Source organism: Streptomyces mesophilus (assembly GCF_011044995.1).
GTDB classification, from domain to species: domain Bacteria; phylum Actinomycetota; class Actinomycetes; order Streptomycetales; family Streptomycetaceae; genus Streptomyces; species Streptomyces mesophilus.
The window spans coordinates 1-18,133 of sequence record NZ_JAAKZW010000015.1 but is presented as its reverse complement, the minus strand read 5'-3'; the positions used below and the strand labels follow the sequence as shown (position 1 = coordinate 18,133).

Here is an 18,133-nt window from a genome sequence, read left to right as displayed (position 1 = left end):
TACAGTACATCTATCAAGCAGTTGTAAAAGGCAACTATCAGTTCTGAGGGACGCAGTCGTGAGCGGAACACACCGGCAGGACCACGGAAGCACGTACACGGCCGAAGCGGCGCCCGCCTCGCGCCTGCTCGGCTCCGCACCGCCCGGCACCCTGCGCCACGTCGTGACGCACCTGCTCACTCCGCTCCTGATGTGCCTCGGCATGGGCCTCGCCTACCTCGGCGCCTTCGCCCACCCCGAACCCCACCAGCTGCCCGTGGCGGTCGTCGGCAGCGGCGCCCAGGTCGAGGTCCTCGCCCAGGAGCTGCACGACAAGACCGGCGACGCCCTCGACGTACGCACGCTGCCGGACCGCGCCGCCGCCGAACAGGCGCTGAAGACGCGCGACATCACCGGCGCCTATCTCCCCGGCAGCTCCACCCTGCTGGTGGCGACCGCCGGATCCGACACCAGCGCCACCGCCACGGAGAAGGTCTTCACGCCCGTCGCCGAGCAGCAGGGCGAACCCCTGCACGTGACCGACGTGGTGCCGCCCGCCTCGGGCGACCCCACCGGACAGGGAGTCTTCTTCCTTCTCGTCGCGCTGAGCATCGGCGCCTACGCCTCCGTCGCCGCGCTCGGCGCCGCCGGCAGCGCACTGCCGATGCGGACACGGGCCCTGTTCGTCGCCGGCGCCTCCTTCGTCGTCAGCCTCATCGGCACCGCCTTCGCCGGTCCGGTCTTCCACCTCGTCGACGGCCACCTGTGGGGCCTGTGGGGGATGGCCTGGATGTACGCGGCCGGGATCCTGTTCCTCGGCATCGGGCTGCACACCTTCCTCAAGCGCTGGACGACGCTCGGCGTGATGGTGCTGTTCGTGATGCTCAACTTCACGAGCTCGGGCGGGATCTTCCGGCCGGAGCTGCAGAACGGCTTCTTCGGCTCACTGCACGCCTTTTGGAACGGAGCCGGCTTCATCGAGGGTGTCCGCTCGCTGGTCTACTTCGGCGGCCATGACCTGGCGCGCAGCGTGTGGACGCTGGTGATCTGGCTGGCGGCGGGATTGGCCGCGGTGACGGTCGCGGGGATCGTGGAGCGGCGCAGGAAGGCCACCGAGGCCGTCGCGGCGTCCCCGACTCCGCTCGCGTCCGGCCCCGCGCGGGCGCAGCACGCCGGTGAACTGGCCGCAGAGGAAGAGGAGATGGAGGAGGCGGTCGCCGTCTGAGCGGCGGGCGCCCGAGCCCCGGCGGACCGTGTTGTCAGTCCCGGATGCCAGACTGCGCGCATGACGACTGATGCCCAGGCCAAGGCCCACCTCCACCGCTATCTGCAGTCCGCCCGCGAGGCGCTGCTCTGGAAGCTCGAAGGACTCTCCGAGTACGAGGTGCGCCGCCCGCTCACGCCCACCGGCACCAATCTGCTCGGCCTGGTCAAGCATGTGGCCGGTACGGAGGCGGGCTATCTGGGCGATGTGTTCGGCCGGCCCTTCCCCGAGCCGCTGCCGTGGATGGCGGAGGACGCCGAGGCCAATGCCGACATGTGGGCCAGGCCCGACGAATCCCGCGAGGACATCGTGGGGCTCTATCACCGCGTGTGGGAGCACTCCGACGCGACCGTCGAAGCACTGGAGTTGGGCGCCACGGGTGAGGTGCCGTGGTGGCACCCGGACCGCCGGCAGGTCACCCTTGAGCAGATCCTCATCCACATGATCGCCGAGGCCCACCGCCATGCCGGACATGCCGACATCGTCCGTGAACTGGTCGACGGTGCGGCCGGGATGAAGCAGGGCAACGAGAACCTGCCCTCGACGGACACCGAGTGGTGGAAGGCGCACTACGAGCGCCTGGAGGCCGCGGCGAAGGAAGCCGACCAGGGCTGACCTGCTGCCGTGGGAGCCCGGCGCGGCTACGGTGCGGCCATGAGACGACGGCACCTGTGCGTGGCCCTTGCGGGGGTCGAGCGGATCGAGCGGTGGCGAGGCGAGTGGGACCCGGTGATGGCCGCCGCGGTCCCCGCTCATGTGACCGTCGTCTACCCGGAGGAGACCACCGACGAAGCGCTTCTGATCGAGCGCGCCGAGCAGTACTGCGCCACGTCCGGACCATTCCGGCTCGGCCTCGGCGAAGTGCGCGCGGTGGACGACGGGCAGGGCGGGGTGTTCGTCGCGGTGGACGATGTGGAGGGCCGGTGGGCGCGCCTGCGGGCACAGTTGCTCGCCCCGCCGCTGCGTCGCCTCGACATCCCCGCCCACGTGACGCTCGCCCACCCCCGTACGAGCGAACGCGGCCCTCTGTGCTGGGCCGAGCTGGCCGGGCGGTATGCGGGAGGCGTGGTGCAGGTGGCGGAGTTGCTGCAGACCGAGACCGTGTACCGGCAGGGGCGCCCACCGGAGTTCGCCGTGCTGCGGCGCATCCGGCTGAACGGTAGTGCGGGCGACGGCCGGTGAGGTGCTCGAGCCGCACCTCACGTACTGTCTGCCCATGCCCGCACTGCAGCGCCTGAGCCCCGCGCACGCACCGGCCCTGCTCGCCTTCGAGCAGGAGAACCGGGCGTACTTCGCCGCCTTCGTGCCCGACCGGGGCGACGCCTTCTTCACCGAGTTCGACGCGCGCCTCCAGGAGCGCCTCGACGAACAGGCCACGGGGGAGTGCCATTTTCATGTCCTCGTGGACACCGAGGGCGCCATTCTCGGCCGGGTCAATCTGATCGATGTCACCGACGGGGAGGCCGAGTTGGGCTACCGCATCGCGAAGTCGGCGAGCGGGCGCGGTCTTGCCACGGCGGCGGTACGGCAGGTGTGCGCGCTCGCCGCGGAGCAGTACGGTCTGCGTGCGCTGCGCGCCGTGACCACCACGGACAACGCCGCATCCCAGGCCGTGCTCACCCGCACCGGTTTCACGGTGACCGGGGAGATCGTCATCGGAGACGCGCCGGGCTTCGCGTACCGCAGGGATCTCTGAGCGCCTCGGCGGCACACCACGAACACACGGTCAACCCGTCACCTGGCCGGCAGCTTGCACACCGCGTCGATGCCGAGCACATGGTTGAGCCGTCCGAAGGCCAGCCAGGAGCCGATGCTCATGCTCAGCTCGACGATCTCCTTCTGCGAGTAGTGCGCGGTCATCCGGTCCCAGAACTCCTCGTCGAGGTTGTGGTGGTCGACCGCATAGCGTTCGGCGTACTCGGCCGCCAGGCGCGTACGGTCGTCGAAAGCGTCGGTCGTGCGCCACTGCTCCACGGCGTCGAGGAAGGAGTCCTCGACCGTCTCCTCGCCGTCCCGTTCGGTGCGCCAGTCCATACAGAGCGTGCAGCCGTTGATCTGCGCGATCCGCAGGCGCGCGGCCTCGAACTCGCGCAGTCCCAGGTTCGAGTGGGCGTACACGGACAAGGAGAACCCGGCGGCGGCCCGGCCGATGTGCGGGACCATGTCGTCCCATACGTACCCGATGGGTTCCTGTCCCTCGGGGATATCGATGATCATGGCTGCTTCCTTCCGAGTCGGCCGACCGCGGGCCGGAGCGGGACGTCGAGTGCGTCGTAGAGTCCTGGCTTCTGCTCGGCGAGCCAGTCGATGGCGTTGACGAGGCGGCCGACCGCGGTGGCGTTGCCGCCCGCGGAACGGTTCTCGCCCTCGTCGCTCGCCTCGACCGTCACCTCGATATGCGGCTGCCCCTCGATGATCACGCGATGGGCGCCGGTACCGTTCGCCGGCTGCGGCCAGTCGGGAGCGCACGAAGGGTGGATCCGGGTGACATGCTCGATGACCAGACGCGGTTCACCGTTCACGATGCCCTGGACCTCGAAGCGGATCGCCCCCTGCGTACCGGCCTCGAACTCGCCCATGGACGGGGTGGTCACGGTCTCTTCGAGCGGGCGGCGCTCCATCGTCTCGCGGATGTCCTCGAGTTCGACGCCGAGCGCGCGGGCCATCAGGCGCAGTTGGCCGCCCCAGATCATCGAGGGGACCGTTTCGATGAGCATGGGCGCCATGTAGTCCATGGGCTGGCCGAAGCCCACCGAGTAGCGGACGGCTTCGGGTTGTTCGTACGTGGAGTAGTCGAAGATCTCCTGGCAGCGGACCGCGTCGATCCGCGAGCCGAGCCCGCTGATCAGGGCCGGCAGCACATCGTTGCCCCAGCCGGGGTCGACGCCGGAGACGAAGAGGGAACCGCCGCCTTCCTCGACCGCTTCGAGCAGCGGGGCGCGCAGTTCGTCCGGGGTGTTGCGGATGTCGTACAGGCCGTACAGCGCGCAGGTGACGACCACCGCGCCGGCCCGCAGGGCGCGGCCGATGTCCTCGAGCGCCTCGTCGGGACGCAGGTCGCCGGATGCCGCGTACACGACGGCCCGGGGCTTCCTGGCCAGGACCGCGTCGATGTCATCGGTCGCCGCGACGCCCAACCGGTTCTCGAACCCGGCGAGTTCGCCCGCATCCCGGCCCACCTTGTCCGGGCTGTGCACGATCACGTCCGTGAGCTCGAGTTCCGGGTGCGCGTCGACCGCGCGCAGGGCCAGGCGGCCGACATTTCCGGTACCCCAGACAACCGTGGAAATCATGCGCGGAGGGTAGCTCTCGGCCCTTTCGGTTGGTAGAGCCTTGACCGAAGGATTTGACGGGCCGTCAGGAATTGGCGTCCGGGGCCGGTCCCGCGGGCCGCACCCGCGGTCGCCGGGCGGCAAGGGCGGATCCCGGCAGGTGTGCGCGCTGTGATGGACTGGGCCGTGCACCCGCACAGCTCAGGAGCCCCGTATGACCCTCTCGAACCGTCAGCCCGGCGTCGTCCTCACCGACCGTGTGTTCACCGTCCCGCTCGACCACGAGCGGCCCGACGGCGAGACCATCGAGGTGTATGGACGCGAGGTGGTCGCCACGGGCAAAGCGGGCGAGAACCTGCCGTGGCTGGTGTACCTGGAGGGCGGTCCGGGGTGCCAGGCCCGGCGGCTGATCGGTGCACAGGCATGGCTGGAGCGGGCGCTCGAGGACTTCCGGGTGCTGCTGCTCGACCAGCGCGGCACCGGCCGCTCCACACCTGCCAACCGGCAGACCCTTCCGCTGCGCGGCGGCCCGCGCGAACAGGCCGACTACCTCGCCCACTTCCGCGCCGACGCGATCGTCCGCGACTGCGAGCTGATCCGCCGCGAGCTGACCGGCGGCGCGCCCTGGACCGTCCTCGGGCAGAGCTTCGGCGGCTTCTGCGCCGTGAACTACCTCTCGACGGCTCCCGAGGGTCTCGCGGCGGTCCTCATCACCGGCGGTCTGCCCTCGCTCGGCGCGACGGCCGACGAGGTCTACCGCGCCGGCTACCCGCGCGTAGAGCGCAAGGTGGCCGCCCATTACGCCCGCTACCCGCAGGACGTGGCGCGCGCCCGGGCCATCGCCGGCCACCTGGCGGAGCAGGGACCGCTCACCCTGAACGGCGGCTACCGCCTGAGCGTCGAGGCCTTCCAGTCGCTTGGCATCCTGCTCGGCATCGGCGACGGCAGCCACAAGCTGCACTACCTCCTGGAGAACGCCTTCGTCCGTACCCCGAACGGCCCCGCCCTGCCGGACACCTTCCAGGAAGAGGCCCAGGCCGCGCTCTCGTACGCCGCCCGCCCGCTGTACGCGGTGCTTCACGAAGCGATCTACGCACAGCCCGGTCTTGCCACGCGCTGGGCGGCCGAGCGCGTACGCGGCGAGTTCCCGCAGTTCGACGCGGAGAAGACCCTCGCGGGCGAGGCGCCGCTGCTGTTCACCGGCGAGTCCATCCACCCGTGGATGTTCGACGCCGACCCCGCCCTCGCCCCGCTGCGTGAGACGGCAGAGCTGCTCGCCGCCCGCACCGACTGGCCGGGTCAGCTGTACGCCCCCGAGATCCTCGCCCGTAACGAGGTCCCTGTGGCAGCCGTGGTCTACCACGACGACATGTACGTCGACACCGCCCACTCGCTCGAGACCGCCCGCGCCATCCGGGGCCTGCGCACCTGGGTGACGGACGAATACGAGCACGACGGCGTACGGGCGGACGGCCCGCGCGTCCTCGACCGGCTGCTCGGCCTGGTGCGCGGCGAGCTCTGACGGGCTTACGGGCCTGCTCGGCGGGCACCCGTGGCCGAGTCGCCGTAGCGTCGAATCGCCCTGTCGATGAATAGATCCGGAGACCGGGCCGGAAGGAGCCGTCGTGCTGCGCAGAGGACTCGTGGCGGCGCTCGCCGTCGTGGCGCTTGGCTGCACAGCCCTGGCCGTGACCGGCTCCGCCTGGTGGTGGCTGTTCGCCGGGCCCCTGCTCGGGGCCGCCGCCGTCGGCACGTACGACGTGACCCAGCGCCGCCATTCGGTCCTGCGGAACTACCCGGTCATCGGCCATCTGCGCTACCTCATGGAGATGATCAGGCCCGAGGTCCAGCAGTACTTCATCGAGCGCGACTACGACGGCCGGCCCTTCGACCGCGACACCCGCGAGACGGTCTACGAACGCGCCAAGGGCGTCTTCGGCGACGACCCTTTCGGCACCGAGCTCTCCGTCTACGAGCCGGGCTACGAGTTCTTCACCCACTCGGTGATGCCGGTGCGCGTGCCCGAGGAGCCGCCGACCGTGCGCCTGGGCGAGGGCACCTGCCCACAGCCGTACGACATGGCCCTGCTCAACGTGTCGGCGATGAGCTTCGGCTCGCTCTCGGCCCAGGCGATCCTCGCGCTCAACCGGGGAGCGGCCGAAGGCGGCTTCGCGCATGACACCGGAGAGGGCGGGATCTCCGAGTACCACGTGCGCCACGGCGGCGATCTGGTGTGGGAGGTCGGCACCGGTTACTTCGGCTGCCGCACGGAGGACGGCGGCTTCGACGAGCGGAAGTTCGCGGACAAGGCGGCGCAGGACGTGGTGCGCTGCGTGGCGCTGAAACTGTCCCAGGGCGCCAAGCCGGGCATGGGCGGGGTCCTGCCCGGAGCCAAGGTCAACGCCGAGATCGCGCGCGTACGCGATGTGCCCGAGGGCGTGACCGTGCACTCGCCCGGATACCACCAGGTCTTCTCCACGCCCCGCGAACTGATCCGCTTTATGGGCCGCATGCGCGAGCTCGCGGGCGGCAAACCGGCCGGGTTCAAGCTGTGCGTGGGCAGTCGGCGCGATGTCCTCGCGATCTGCAAAGCGATGCTCGAAGAACGGATGTGGCCGGACTTCATCGTGGTCGACGGCGCCGAAGGCGGCACCGGGGCGGCGCCGATGGAGTTCGTCGACCACGTCGGCACCCCGCTCACCGAGGGCCTGAACATCGTGCACAACGCGCTCGTCGGCACCGGCCTGCGCGAGCACGTACGGATCGGCGCCAGCGGCAAGGTCGCCACCGGTGCCGACATCGTCAAGCGTCTGATCCAGGGCGCCGACTACACCAACGCGGCGCGCGCGATGATGTTCGCGGTCGGCTGCATCCAGTCCCAGCGCTGCCACACCAATACCTGCCCGGTCGGCGTCGCCACGCAGGACCCGGGCCGTGCGCAGGCACTCGACGTCGAGGACAAGTACCGGCGCGTGTACCGCTTCCAGCGGGCCACCGTGCACAGCGCCCTGCAGATCATGGCCTCGATGGGCGTCGACGACCCGTCCCTGCTGCGCCCGCACATGCTGCGCCGTCGGCTCTCCTACGAGCAGGTGACCTCGTACGCCGACCTGTTCACCTGGCTGGAGCCCGGCGCCCTGCTCGGCGGCAAGGGCCTGCCGGACGAATGGGCGCGGGCGTGGGACCAGGCGGACCCGGACAAGTTCGCACCCTGAGCGCTTGTTCCCGGGTCGCGCTCTGATCGCCCGTGCCCGGGGCGTGCCGTCCTCGGCTGCTACGCCCGGCGGCCCTCGACGCAGAAGCGATTGCCCTCGGTGTCGGCAAGAACCACATACGGCTTGGCGCCCGGGTCAGGGTCTTTGGGGTAGTACGGCCAGTCGACCCGCTCGGCACCGAGGGCGACCAGCCGCTCCACCTCCTCGTCCAAGTCCCTTGTCCCCACGTCGAGATCGAGGTGGACGCGGGGGAACTCCTCGGCGGGACTGGCGCTCACATCCAGCGCGATCGCCATCCCACTGCCCCCGGCGGGCGGTTCGAGGACGATCCAGTCGTCGCCCTCGAACCGCGGCGCCCGGCGTACGTACCCGAGCGCCCGCTCCCAGAAGGCGGCCGCCCGCTTGTCGTCCTGCACGCCGAGGGACAGCTGGCTGATCTGCGTCATGCAGTCAGCGTGGACCTGCGGAACAAGCCCGTCCACAGGAAGTCCTCGCCGAAGTACGGCGATTCGGGCGTCTGCGCCCGCATGAGGCGCAGCTCGACCTCCTCGTACTCGCAGAAGACCGTACGCAGGGAGTCGTCCGTGTACGCGAGACCGCCGTGCAGGGAGCGGTCGCGGTACAGATCGGCGTCGGGGAGCTCGCAGCCCATGCCGCCGGAGGCGAAGCAGGTGAGGGCGAAGTGCCCGCCCGGGGCGAGCAGCCGGTCCAGGAGCGCGAGATAGCTGATGCGGCGGTGCGGCGGCAGATGGTGGAAGCAGCCCGAGTCGTAGATCAGGTCGAACGGTTCCTGGTCGGCGAGCACCGGACCGAAGATGTCCCCGAGGTGGAAGCGGGCCTCTGCTCCCGTCTCACGGGCACGTTCCCGCGCCCAGTCGAGCGCGGCCGGCGACAGGTCGACGCCGTCCACTTCGAAACCCTGCGAGGCGAGATAGAGGGCGTTGCGGCCGGGACCGCAGCCGAGTTCGAGCACGCGGCCCGGCTTGAGCCGTCCGTTCTGGACGTGCCCGGCGAGGTTTTCATCGGGTTTGGGCACGAAGAACGGAACCGGCTTGGACCGGTCCGCGTAGAAGCCGTCCCACCAGGCCGCTCCCTCGTCGGTCCAGCGGTCGGCGCCGTCGGAGAACAGTCCGTCGAGCATCGTCATGACGTCGTCCACGGTGCGTATATCGCGGGTCATTCCCACCCCTTCGTCAGAGCCTTGATTCTAGTGCTCGACGCAGGAAAAGCCCAGGTCAGAGGCGGTGCGGGGAAGTGCTGGACGAGGCTTGGAGGGGCTACGAGCCCGTTGTCCGACCGACCCCTTCAGGGGCACCTGGGGCAGGCGCTCAGAGGGCGCTGGAAGGCCGTTACGGGGGCTCTGAGCGATCACCTGGCGAGGGTTTCTCGACCGCCCTCTCAGCCCTTGATGAGCCCTCGATCGGGGTGGGCGGTGAGCCCGCCCTGGTACAGGGTCGGCGAGCAACCCTCCCCGTTGGGCTGCGACTTGCGGAGCTTCACCTCGGCCTGTTCGTCGTAGAGTTCACGGCCCTCCGCGGAGATCGTGAACCGCACCGGGACCGTCACTTCGCCGATGTCCTCGTCGAGCTGCACGAAGACCCTCGCCATGGCGCCGCCGTCATGCTTGGCGCCGCCGTCATGCTTGGCGCCGCCGTCATGCTTGGCGACGCTGCCCTCCTTGCAGACTCCGTCGGCGCAGAGCCGCAGCAGGATGGAGCCGTCGGCATCACGTACCTGTTCGGTGAAGTCCGCCGTGTCGAGCTGCACGGTGACCCCCGAGTCGCCGCCGATCAGGGTGCAGGGGCGCCCGCCGCTGCCGGGGCCGAAACCGCAGCCCGCGATCACCAGCGCCGGCAGCGCGAGCAGCACTCTCCACGGCTTCACGGCATCCCCCCGAGGTCGGTTGCGCCCACCGTACGGCCTCTGTACAGGCCTCGGCGGCTGCGGGCAGCATGCCCCGTACGGTGTGCGGCGCGCATGCCGCGGACGAAGGGGCACACCGTGGAAGACGCCGTCACCGGCGCACGCACCGAACTCACCCGCACCGTCGACCTGCCGCAGGAGCGGCTGTGGGAACTGATCACCGACGTCACGCGGTTCGGCGAATGGAGCCCCGAGTGCATCTACGGCGCCTGGCTCGACACCGCGTCACCCGGCCCCCGCCTGGGCGCCCGCTTCGAGGGGCGCAGCCGCTATCCGGACGGATTCGTCAGCAAGGTCGTCTGCCAGGTCACCACGATGCAGCCGCCGGATGTCTTCGCGTGGATCGTCCTCGACGACACGGAGGACCCCGAACGCCCCGGCTCCCTTTGGCGATACGAGCTCACGCCGGCCGGGACGCCGGGCCACACCCGGCTGGTGCACAGCTTCGAGCACGGCCCCGGCATCACCGGCACGCGGCTCGCCTCGGAACGTGATCCGTCGTCCCTGCCCCAGCGACTGCAGGCGATGAACGACAACATGGGCGCGACGATCGAGGCGATGGTGCGGTACGCGCACGCCATGGGCTGAGGCTCAGGACGCGGGGCTGTCCGGGTGCCGCGCGAGTTCCGTGAGCAGCGCTTCGCAGAACACCTTGAGGTCATCCGGCTTACGGCTGGTGATCAGCGCTCCGGGCGCCGCCTCGCAGACCTTCACGGGGGCGTCCTTCCAATTGCCGCCCGCGTTGCGGATGTCCGTGCGCAGGCTCGGCCAGGACGTGAGCGTCCGGGCCCTGACGACGTCCGCCTCGACGAGCAGCCAGGGTGCGTGGCAGATCGCCGCGACCGGTTTGCCGAGGCGGAAGAAGCTCTGGACGAACGCGACGGCGCGTGCGTCGAGGCGCAGGAAGTCGGGGTTGGCGACCCCGCCGGGCAGCACCAGCGCGGCGAAGTCACCGGGCTCGCTGTCGGCGAGCGTCTCGTCGACGGGGAACGTGTCGCCCTTGTCGAGGTGCTGGAAGGCCTGGATGTGCCCGGGGTCGGTGCTGACGAGCACCGGAGTGTGCCCGGCGTGCTCCAAGGCCCGCCAGGGCTCGGTCAGTTCGCTCTGCTCCACGCCTTCGGGGGCGACCAGGAAGGCGACGCGCATGAGGTTGCTCCGTTCCAAAGGGGGCTACAAGAGGGTTTCCACTGCGGGGAGTTGCAGGTACGGGCGGCGGCGCACACCTGGCGCCACCGCCCGTGCTTCAGGAGTCGTCGACTACCAGCGGTACCAGCGGGCCCTGCGGCCGCCTCCGGTGGCGGGGGAGCGGGCCATGAAGCCCACCAGCCACAGCACGATCACGACCAGCGCGAGGATCCACAGCGCCTTGACGGCGAAGCCCACCCCGAACAGGACCAGAGCGAGCAACAGCACCAGAAGAAGGGGAACCATGTCATCAACCTCCAGCCCGCCGAGTACCCCTACCAGGCAGCCTCACGCACGGTGATCCACAGGGGGTCACTTCCCGCGGCCGCTCACGTAGTCCCGTATCCGGTCGACGAGAGCGACGCCGGGGGCCAGGAGCGTGTTCGCGGACGCGGCGGACGGGAGGAGCGGGCGGAAGGCGGGCCTGCGCGCATGGCGGTCGGCCTTGGTGCGTCTTCATCGGGCGAGGCGGGTGGTTCGTCCGCTGCGGGCGCGTTCCAGGAGGTTGTGAACGGCCCGTTCGCGCAGGGCCTCGGGACGTGCGGCGAAGGCTTCCAGGAGGGCAAGCAGCTGAGGGCCGACGGGTCCGGTCTCGCGCTCCTTTTCGACGTAGGGCCGCAGTGCGTTCCAGACCTGCGGAACCCTGGTGTGCAGCAGCGCCAACAGCTCCCTTTCACCGGCGACGCCCAAAGAGGCCATTCCGGCGAAGGTCTGCAGGTAGTAGGCGATGTCGTAGACAGCTTCCCGGGCCGGCCGCGGGAGCCCGCTGATGCCCAGTTCCGGCGAGTGCTCCGCACGGAGCCTCGTGCACACGTACACATAGTGGTCGTTGAGCTCGACGGTCCGGAACTGGGCAAGCAAGTCGGCCAGTACGGGCCAGTGGTTGGCCTCCTCGGCCAGGCGGAGCGGGTTGCGTCCGTACAGGCCATCGCGGTCGCATCATGCGGCGCCCTGCATCGTCGGACCCAGGGTCCCGGACGGAGGCGAAAGCGGCGACGGGGTGCGGCACAGGGGACGGCGTATTTTGGCTACGGATGCACGCCGTTGCCCGAGCGTGCGGTTCCATCGGCCAGGCTCTGCACGGACGACACGGCGTATTGCCGGGTGCCGCAGGTCCTGACCCGCCTGCAGCGGCCCCACGGTGGGCCGTTCGCGACCTGGTCCACGACGTGCTGCACCGAGTAGAGCGCGGTGTGCACGGCCGGGTCGGGCTCGGGGCCGGCCGCCGTCGGCGCGGCTGCGGCGGGTTGGGTCGCGAACCAGGTGAGACGCAGGGCTCCGGCACCGATGGCGATGGTGTGGGCAAGGGGCGTGATGCGGAACGACTTCCCGTCAATTGCCCTGATCGCCCAGACGAGTTAGCTCGTGCGAACGGCGCCGGGCGGCATGCGCGCGGGTGACCCTCACGGGATCCGGTCGTTGCGCATATGTGTTCTTTACCGGCTTTTGTGCGGATCATCCCGCGGTACTGCGATGACCGCCGCCCTCCCGCTGCTCGGCAGCTTCACGGCGACGTTGGCCGCGGCTCACACGGCCGCCACCCTGTTGGTGTGCCGTCGGGCCGGGCGCGGCCCACTACCGGGCGGCCGGATCGCCGAGTGGGTGCTGGTGCTGGTATCAGCAGGTGTCGCGGCCGGTCTGTGTCTCCAAGGGGCGGACGCGCTGGGCCTGTCGGCCGTGCTGGTGGCTGCCGTTCCCGTGGCTTGGTTGGCCGTACGACCCTTGACCGGCGACCTGCATACGACGGGGCGGCTGGCCGTGGCGGTGTCCGTCGCCGCGCATCTGCTGATCCTGGCCTGGTGTGTGCAGGCGCTGGTGACGGCATCGGGGTCCGGGCCGGCGCGCGTGGCGATGGCCGCATGGCTGCTCACCGGAATTCCGCGCGTCGCCCTGACGCTGTTCGACTCCTACCTCTGTCAGGAGCGGCTGCTGCGGCAGACCTGGCGGCGGTCCCGGCACGCGCCCCGCACCGGTCGGCGTGCCGGAGCCCGCGTCTGTGTGCAGGTGCCGTGTCACGCCGAACCGCCCGAGGTCGTGATGGCGACCCTCGACGCACTCGCCGCCCAGGACTACGACGACTTCGAGGTCCTCGTCGTGGACAACAACACCACCGACCCGGCCCTGTGGGTGCCGGTGCGCGACCACTGCGAGCGCCTGGGCAAGCAGTTCCGCTTCCACCACGTGGAGGGGCTTGAGGGTGCCAAAGCCGGGGCCTTGAACTACGCCATGGAACACACGAGTCCGGACGTGGCGATCGTGGCGGTGATCGACGCCGACTACCAGGCCCGCCCCGACTTCCTGGCGCGCCTCACCCCGCTGTTCGACGACCCCGCGACGGGCTTCGTGCAGGTGCGCCACGACTATCGCGGCTGGTGGAGCAACTCCTATGTGCGGGCTTGCTATTGGGAGTACCGCATGATGTACGCCACCTACCTGGTGGCGCGCGCGGAGCGCGGCAGCGCCATCATCGCGGGCACCATGTGTCTGATCCGGTCCTCCGCGCTGCGCGAGGCCGGGGGCTGGGCCCAGTGGTGCAGCTCCGAGGACTCGGAACTGGCCCTGCGCATCCATGCCGCCGGGTACGCCTCGCACTACTTCGACGAGCCCTTCGGGCACGGCCTGGTGCCCGAGACCTTCGGTGGCTACCGCAAGCAACGCGCACGCTGGGTTTTCGGCCCCGCGCAAGAACTGCGCCGCCACTGGCGGATTCTGCTGCCCCGACGGTGGGCGCGGCCTTCGGCGCTGAGCGGACCGCAGAAACTCCTGCACGCCCACCATGGCGCCCGCGAGATGGTGCGGGCAGCGCACACCGCCCTGGCGATGGCCTGCGTTGCCGTGCTGGCCTGCGTGCTTGTCGCGGGCGGTGAGGTGCCATGGCATCCCGCCCTGGCCTGTGTCGCGTTGCTGCTCGCAGCCAACGGCCTCGCGCTGCGGTGGTGCCTGTTCCGGCGCGTACTGCGGTGCACGGCACGGGAGGCTGCCGGTGCCGTCTGGGCGCAGTGCGCCCTCCACCACATCACTTGGGCGGCCGTCCTTCCTTCCTGGTGGACCTCGCACCGGCCCTGGCGCCGCACCAGCAAATTTCCCGAACTGCCGTCGGGGGCCGCGGCGTTGGCGGCGGTCTGGCCGGAGACATCTCTGGGCATCCTGTGGGCTGCCGGCGCCGTCACCGTGGCGGCCACGGCGCCACCCACCCCGGCCCGCATCGGGGTCTGCGCGATGCTCGTCTTCTACGCGGCCCTGGCCGCCTGCGCCCCGGTACTGGCGCTGCGCGCGGACCGGGCCCTCGCCTCGACCCACCGAGGTCCCTCACACCGGCTCCGCGTCGGTCAGCGGGATGCTGGAGACCGTGAACGGCAGCACCTCCGGCGGTAGGCCGGCGATCCAGCGGTTGTACTGGCTGTTGACCACGATGATCCGGTCGCGGGCGATCGACGCCGAGCTGGGGTGGCGGAAGCCGCCGGGAGGAATGATGCGGGCGGTGTAGCGGCCCGCGCTCAGGTCGGCGGACATCTGGACGACGGCCACCTGCGGGGTGAGCCCTGGGGTGTCGTTGATGTTGCCCTGGACCACGTGGAGGCGGCCGTCGCGCCAGACGAGCCCGTCGCCGTTGCGGAGCAGGTGACCACCGAGGTCGACTTCGCGTACGCCGCCGGTGTGGCGGTCGATGCGCCACAGCTGGCCGGTGTTGCTGTTGACGGTCAGCAGGTAACGGCCCACGCAGACGATGCCGTTGAGGTTGTGCTGCCCGTCGACCCAGTCGATGGGTGTGCGGGCGACATCGAGCCAGCGCTCGAGGGTCCAGCGGACGCCGGAGCGGGTCAGGCGGTAGATGACCGGGCGGAAGGAGTCGGTGGCGTAGGCGGTGCCGTCGGATGCGACGGTGATCTCGTTCACGAACCCGCCCTCCACACCGTGCAGCAGGGCGAGCAGGGTGCCGCTGGTCGTGTCGTACACGCGCAGCGTGCCGGTGTCCGCGCCCCCCACGAAGAGCCGGCCGGCGCCGTCGACCGCCAGTCCGGAGGTGATGCTGCGGCCGTCGGTGCCGTCGGACGACCAGGGGCTCAACTGAGGCTTGGTGAGGTGGCCCCGGTAGAGGGTGCCGTCCTCGGCGCTGCCGACGTAGAGGTGACCGGTGCGTGGATCGTTGGTGCTGCCGGTGGGGAAGGCGCGGTCTCCGGGCACGACATAGTGGTCCGGGAGTACTTCGCCGCGGGCCCGGGCGGGCGCCGCCGGGCGCGCGGCGGCGGGCGGCGTCACGGCCAGGACCGCGGTGGCGGCCGTGGCGGCGGTGGCGGACAGCAAGGTCCGCCGGGACAGGGGCTGCTTCGTCATTCACCCACTCCTCATCGGGATGCGCCGCTGGGCGCGGTGCTCGTATGCCGCCATTGTCGACAGCCGCGGGAGCCGCTGTGATCACCCCGCTGTTCCCCGGTACGGACATTCCTGGGTACTGACAGGACCACCCTCAGGCGCCCGCTGGAGGTGATGATGCTGTGATGAAGCGACGTACCGAGCTCGGAGAGTTTCTGCGTTCCCGCCGCGCCCGACTGCGGCCCGAGGATGTCGGCTTCGCCCCCGGCGGTGGCATCCGGCGGGTGCCCGGGCTGCGCCGTGAGGAGTTGGCATACCTGGCCGGAATCAGCGTCGAGTACTACGTACGGCTGGAGCAGGGCCGCAACCCCGGTGTCTCCGACGCCGTGCTGGACGCGGTCGCCCGGGTGCTGTGCCTGGACGAGGACGAGCGCAGCCACCTGCACCGCCTGGCCCGGCAGCCGGCCGGCGTGCCGCGCCAGGACCGGCCGCAGCAGGCCAGGCCGGGCATGCGGCAGCTGCTGTACACCATCGGCGACACACCCGCGTTCGTCTTCGGGCGACGGATGGACATCCTCGCCTGGAACCAGCTCGCGTGCGCGCTGATCACCGACTTCGGGGCACTGGCTCCGCACGAACGCAACCTCGCCCGGCTGGTGTTACTCGACGAGAACGTCCTCCGCCTCTACCCGGACCGGGAGTTCGTCGTCAAGGACACCGTGGGCCACCTGCGCCTCGACGCCGGACGACACCCCGACGACCCGCAGCTGGCCGCGCTCGTCGGCGAGTTGTCACTGAAGAGCGAAGAGTTCCGCAGGCACTGGTCGATGCACACGGTCAAGAGCAAGTCGCACGGCTACAAGCGCTTCGAGCACCCGGTGGTGGGTGCGCTGACGCTGCAGTACGAGACCCTGCACCTGCCCGACGACAGCGAGCAGTACCTGACCGTCTACACCGCGCGGCCGGGGACGGCGGACGCGGAGAACCTGCGCATCCTGTCCAGCTGGTACGGCGACGGCACGCCTCGCGACCGCCGCCTCGAACCCGGCCACGAGCGCGGGCAGGACACCGACACCCACTCCAACTCTGCCGATTCCTGACTGGACTTCACGCTGTTCGACTGCCCGCTCAGGCACCCACAGCCCGCGCCACCTTGCGTGCGATCCGCACGATGTCGCCGCTCGGTTTCGTCGGATACGCGGGGTGGGTGCGGAGCCAGTGCTCCTCGAGGGCGTACCAGTCGATGGGTGCCGGCTCGCGCTCCTCGGCGAGGGCGGACGTGAGCTCGGCGAAGTACGTTCGCCAGCGCAGGGTGTAGAGGCCGTCGATCAGCCCGGACCACTCGCGGTTGGCGTAATCGCGCAGTCCGCCGCCGTCCGCTGCCTGGCGGTGGCCCCAGAGCAATCTTCGGCGGGTAGTGCACGAGGGGATGGACGTGATCGGCCTCGCCGTTGAACTCGCGTAACTCCACCTCGGACTTGTAGCGCACCTCCCGCATGATCTCCTCGCACCTTTGAGCATGGAGTCATCGAAGATGCCCTGCCGGTACTTGGTGACGAATACCAAGTGAGCGTGAAGGTTGTATGCGACGTGATGATCAGCGCGAATTTCGGGGTTTGGCGCCCAGCGGGGCGACATACGCCGAGGATGGTATGAAGGTCGAATCTGAGCAGGAATGGGGGTGGGCAGGATGATCCGTGCGTACATGTTCCTCTTGCGGCCCACCGTGGCCCAGCAGTGGGCACTGGCCGAGATGTTGCGGGACCACTGCGGTCTCTACAACGGGGCTTTGCAAGAGCGCCGCGACGCCTACCGGCATGCCTCGAAGACCTCTGTCCGGTACGGGCAGCAGTCCGCCCAGCTCAAGGACATCCGGGCATTCGCCCCGCAGCGTCAGGGCCGTTGGTCGTTCTCCTCGCAGCAGGCCACGCTTCGCCGTCTTGACAAGGCGTTCGCCGCTTTCTTCCGGCGCGCGAAGAGTGGAGAGAAGCCCGGATTCCCCAGGTTCCGAGGCGTCAATTGGTTCGACACCGTGGAGTTCCCCAAAGACGGCGACGGCTGCCGCTGGAACTCCACCCCGCACGACCCCGTCACTCGCGTCCGCCTCCAAGGCGTCGGGCACGTCAAGGTCAACCAGCACCGTCCTGTGGTCGGCAAGGTCAAGACCGTGACCGTCAAGCTCGAGGGCAAACGCTGGTACGTCGTGCTGACGGCAGAGCAGGCACCGCCCGAGCCGCTGCCCGCAACTGGCAGTGTGGTTGGCGTCGACATGGGCATAGCCAACTTCCTCGCCGACTCCAACGGCGAGTTCGTCCCCAACCCACGCCCGGGACGCCGGGCAGCAGCAAAGCTCGAAGCCGCACAGCAGGCCCTCGCCCGGTTCCCGCGTGTACGGCGCGACAAGCGCACCAGTAACCACCGTCGTGCCGTTCAGAAGGTCGCCGACCTGTATCGCACGGTCCGGCGTCAGCGGCTCGACCACGCACACAAGACCGCGCTTGACCTCGTTCGGCAACACGACTTCATCGCGCACGAAGACCTCAAGATCCGCAATATGGTCAAGGCTCCCGCTCCGAACCCGGATCCCGACCAGCCCGGCGGCTTCCTGCCCAATGGAGCGGCTGTGAAGGCCGGGCTCAACCACTCGATCTCAGATGCCGGTTGGGGGGTACTCCTGACGATCCTGCACGCCAAGGCTGAAAGCGCCGGACGAGACGTGATCGCCGTGGACCCCCGCAACACCTCCCGGACCTGCCCCGAATGCGGGCACGTCGACAAGGAGAACCGGCTCACACAGGAGAAGTTCCACTGCGTCTCGTGCAGTTACCAGGCGCATGCGGACACGGTGGGAGCCCTCAACGTTCCCTACGTTGTTCTGCGGGACCGGGCGAGCCCTTCGTATGGTTCGTCCACCCAGGGGCGTCGGGTGTGGCTTTCAACGTTCTGCCGTCAGTGGCTTCCATTGATTGGCCGCCCGACGC

The 18,133-nt window shown here is 69.9% G+C and carries 20 protein-coding genes and 1 pseudogene; 10 read left to right on the top strand and 11 right to left on the bottom strand.

Going from position 1 to position 18,133, the window contains the following annotated elements:
* Positions 1-58: 58 nt before the first annotated feature.
* The 4 genes from G6045_RS07295 to G6045_RS07280 are packed head-to-tail and all read left to right on the top strand — an operon-like array spanning position 59 to position 2,939.
* A complete protein-coding gene (locus G6045_RS07295; RefSeq protein WP_408056308.1) occupies positions 59-1,204 on the top strand; it encodes an ABC-2 transporter permease in 1,146 nt (381 codons plus the stop codon).
* 60 nt (positions 1,205-1,264) lie between these two features.
* Complete coding sequence (locus G6045_RS07290) at positions 1,265-1,858, top strand: DinB family protein (protein ID WP_165330997.1); 594 nt, start codon at positions 1,265-1,267, stop codon at positions 1,856-1,858.
* Between the two features lie 39 nt (positions 1,859-1,897).
* Positions 1,898-2,425, top strand: a complete 528-nt coding sequence (locus G6045_RS07285) for a 2'-5' RNA ligase family protein (protein ID WP_165330996.1) — start codon at positions 1,898-1,900, stop codon at positions 2,423-2,425.
* 34 nt (positions 2,426-2,459) lie between these two features.
* Positions 2,460-2,939, top strand: coding sequence for a GNAT family N-acetyltransferase (locus G6045_RS07280; RefSeq protein WP_165330995.1), 480 nt, complete (start codon positions 2,460-2,462; stop codon positions 2,937-2,939).
* 38 nt (positions 2,940-2,977) lie between these two features.
* On the opposite strand, the gene G6045_RS07275 is transcribed toward G6045_RS07280, so the two are convergent.
* Positions 2,978-3,460 carry a carboxymuconolactone decarboxylase family protein gene (locus tag G6045_RS07275; protein ID WP_165330994.1) on the bottom strand — a complete coding sequence of 161 codons (483 nt, stop codon included), beginning with the start codon at positions 3,458-3,460 and terminating at the stop codon, positions 2,978-2,980.
* Positions 3,457-4,536 carry an NAD(P)H-dependent amine dehydrogenase family protein gene (locus G6045_RS07270; RefSeq protein ID WP_165330993.1) on the bottom strand — a complete coding sequence of 360 codons (1,080 nt, stop codon included), beginning with the start codon at positions 4,534-4,536 and terminating at the stop codon, positions 3,457-3,459. Before G6045_RS07270 ends, G6045_RS07275 begins: the two co-directional genes overlap by 4 nt.
* 193 nt (positions 4,537-4,729) lie before the next feature.
* On the opposite strand from G6045_RS07270, the gene G6045_RS07265 reads away from it, so the two are divergent.
* Together G6045_RS07265 and G6045_RS07260 are read left to right on the top strand one after the other, a co-directional pair.
* Positions 4,730-6,037, top strand: a complete 1,308-nt coding sequence (locus G6045_RS07265) for an alpha/beta fold hydrolase (protein WP_165330992.1) — start codon at positions 4,730-4,732, stop codon at positions 6,035-6,037.
* Between the two features lie 103 nt (positions 6,038-6,140).
* Positions 6,141-7,730 carry an FMN-binding glutamate synthase family protein gene (locus tag G6045_RS07260; RefSeq protein WP_328707684.1) on the top strand — a complete coding sequence of 530 codons (1,590 nt, stop codon included), beginning with the start codon at positions 6,141-6,143 and terminating at the stop codon, positions 7,728-7,730.
* 59 nt (positions 7,731-7,789) lie between these two features.
* On the opposite strand, the gene G6045_RS07255 is transcribed toward G6045_RS07260, so the two are convergent.
* The 3 genes from G6045_RS07255 to G6045_RS07245 all read right to left on the bottom strand — a co-directional run bounded on the left by G6045_RS07255 (position 7,790) and on the right by G6045_RS07245 (position 9,614).
* Positions 7,790-8,176, bottom strand: coding sequence for a VOC family protein (locus G6045_RS07255; protein ID WP_165330991.1), 387 nt, complete (start codon positions 8,174-8,176; stop codon positions 7,790-7,792).
* Entirely contained in the window at positions 8,173-8,910 is a 738-nt protein-coding gene (locus G6045_RS07250) for a class I SAM-dependent methyltransferase (RefSeq protein WP_165330990.1), read from the bottom strand. Before G6045_RS07250 ends, G6045_RS07255 begins: the two co-directional genes overlap by 4 nt.
* 218 nt (positions 8,911-9,128) lie before the next feature.
* Complete coding sequence (locus G6045_RS07245) at positions 9,129-9,614, bottom strand: hypothetical protein (protein ID WP_165330989.1); 486 nt, start codon at positions 9,612-9,614, stop codon at positions 9,129-9,131.
* Between the two features lie 117 nt (positions 9,615-9,731).
* Here G6045_RS07245 and G6045_RS07240 point away from each other — a divergent pair, with 117 nt between their 5' ends.
* On the top strand, positions 9,732-10,241 hold the full coding sequence (locus G6045_RS07240; RefSeq protein ID WP_165330988.1) for an SRPBCC family protein: 510 nt from the start codon (positions 9,732-9,734) through the stop codon (positions 10,239-10,241).
* 3 nt (positions 10,242-10,244) lie between these two features.
* On the opposite strand, the gene G6045_RS07235 is transcribed toward G6045_RS07240, so the two are convergent.
* From G6045_RS07235 to G6045_RS07225, 3 genes are all read right to left on the bottom strand, one after another.
* Positions 10,245-10,799 (bottom strand): type 1 glutamine amidotransferase domain-containing protein, encoded by a 555-nt coding sequence (locus tag G6045_RS07235; RefSeq protein ID WP_165330987.1) that lies wholly within the window; start codon positions 10,797-10,799, stop codon positions 10,245-10,247.
* Positions 10,800-10,910: 111 nt separating this feature from the next.
* Positions 10,911-11,084: a hydrophobic protein gene (locus G6045_RS07230; RefSeq protein WP_165330986.1), complete on the bottom strand. Its 174-nt coding sequence runs from the start codon at positions 11,082-11,084 to the stop codon at positions 10,911-10,913.
* A 210-nt stretch (positions 11,085-11,294) separates the two neighbouring features.
* Positions 11,295-11,699 (bottom strand): hypothetical protein, encoded by a 405-nt coding sequence (locus tag G6045_RS07225; protein WP_165330985.1) that lies wholly within the window; start codon positions 11,697-11,699, stop codon positions 11,295-11,297.
* 612 nt (positions 11,700-12,311) lie between these two features.
* Between G6045_RS07225 and G6045_RS07220 the strand changes: the two genes are divergently transcribed.
* Positions 12,312-14,213: a glycosyltransferase gene (locus tag G6045_RS07220; protein WP_165330984.1), complete on the top strand. Its 1,902-nt coding sequence runs from the start codon at positions 12,312-12,314 to the stop codon at positions 14,211-14,213.
* On the opposite strand, the gene G6045_RS07215 is transcribed toward G6045_RS07220, so the two are convergent.
* The gene (locus G6045_RS07215) at positions 14,148-15,173 is read right to left on the bottom strand and encodes an SMP-30/gluconolactonase/LRE family protein (protein ID WP_165330983.1); all 1,026 of its coding nucleotides are present in this window, start codon (positions 15,171-15,173) and stop codon (positions 14,148-14,150) included. The genes G6045_RS07220 and G6045_RS07215 overlap by 66 nt on opposite strands.
* A 164-nt stretch (positions 15,174-15,337) precedes the next feature.
* Between G6045_RS07215 and G6045_RS07210 the strand changes: the two genes are divergently transcribed.
* Positions 15,338-16,252: a helix-turn-helix transcriptional regulator gene (locus G6045_RS07210; RefSeq protein ID WP_165330982.1), complete on the top strand. Its 915-nt coding sequence runs from the start codon at positions 15,338-15,340 to the stop codon at positions 16,250-16,252.
* Between the two features lie 28 nt (positions 16,253-16,280).
* Here the strand turns inward: G6045_RS07210 and G6045_RS41260 are convergent, their stop codons facing one another.
* On the bottom strand, positions 16,281-16,556 hold the full coding sequence (locus G6045_RS41260) for an alpha-N-acetylglucosaminidase C-terminal domain-containing protein (RefSeq protein ID WP_235967659.1): 276 nt from the start codon (positions 16,554-16,556) through the stop codon (positions 16,281-16,283).
* Positions 16,549-16,790, bottom strand: a pseudogene (gene tnpA / locus G6045_RS42470) (IS200/IS605 family transposase); the annotation flags it as partial. The pseudogene tnpA and the gene G6045_RS41260, both read right to left, overlap by 8 nt.
* A 52-nt stretch (positions 16,791-16,842) precedes the next feature.
* Between tnpA and G6045_RS07200 the strand changes: the two are divergent.
* Positions 16,843-18,133 (top strand): RNA-guided endonuclease InsQ/TnpB family protein (locus tag G6045_RS07200; protein ID WP_235967657.1); only part of this gene is annotated, 1,291 nt, incomplete at its 3' end.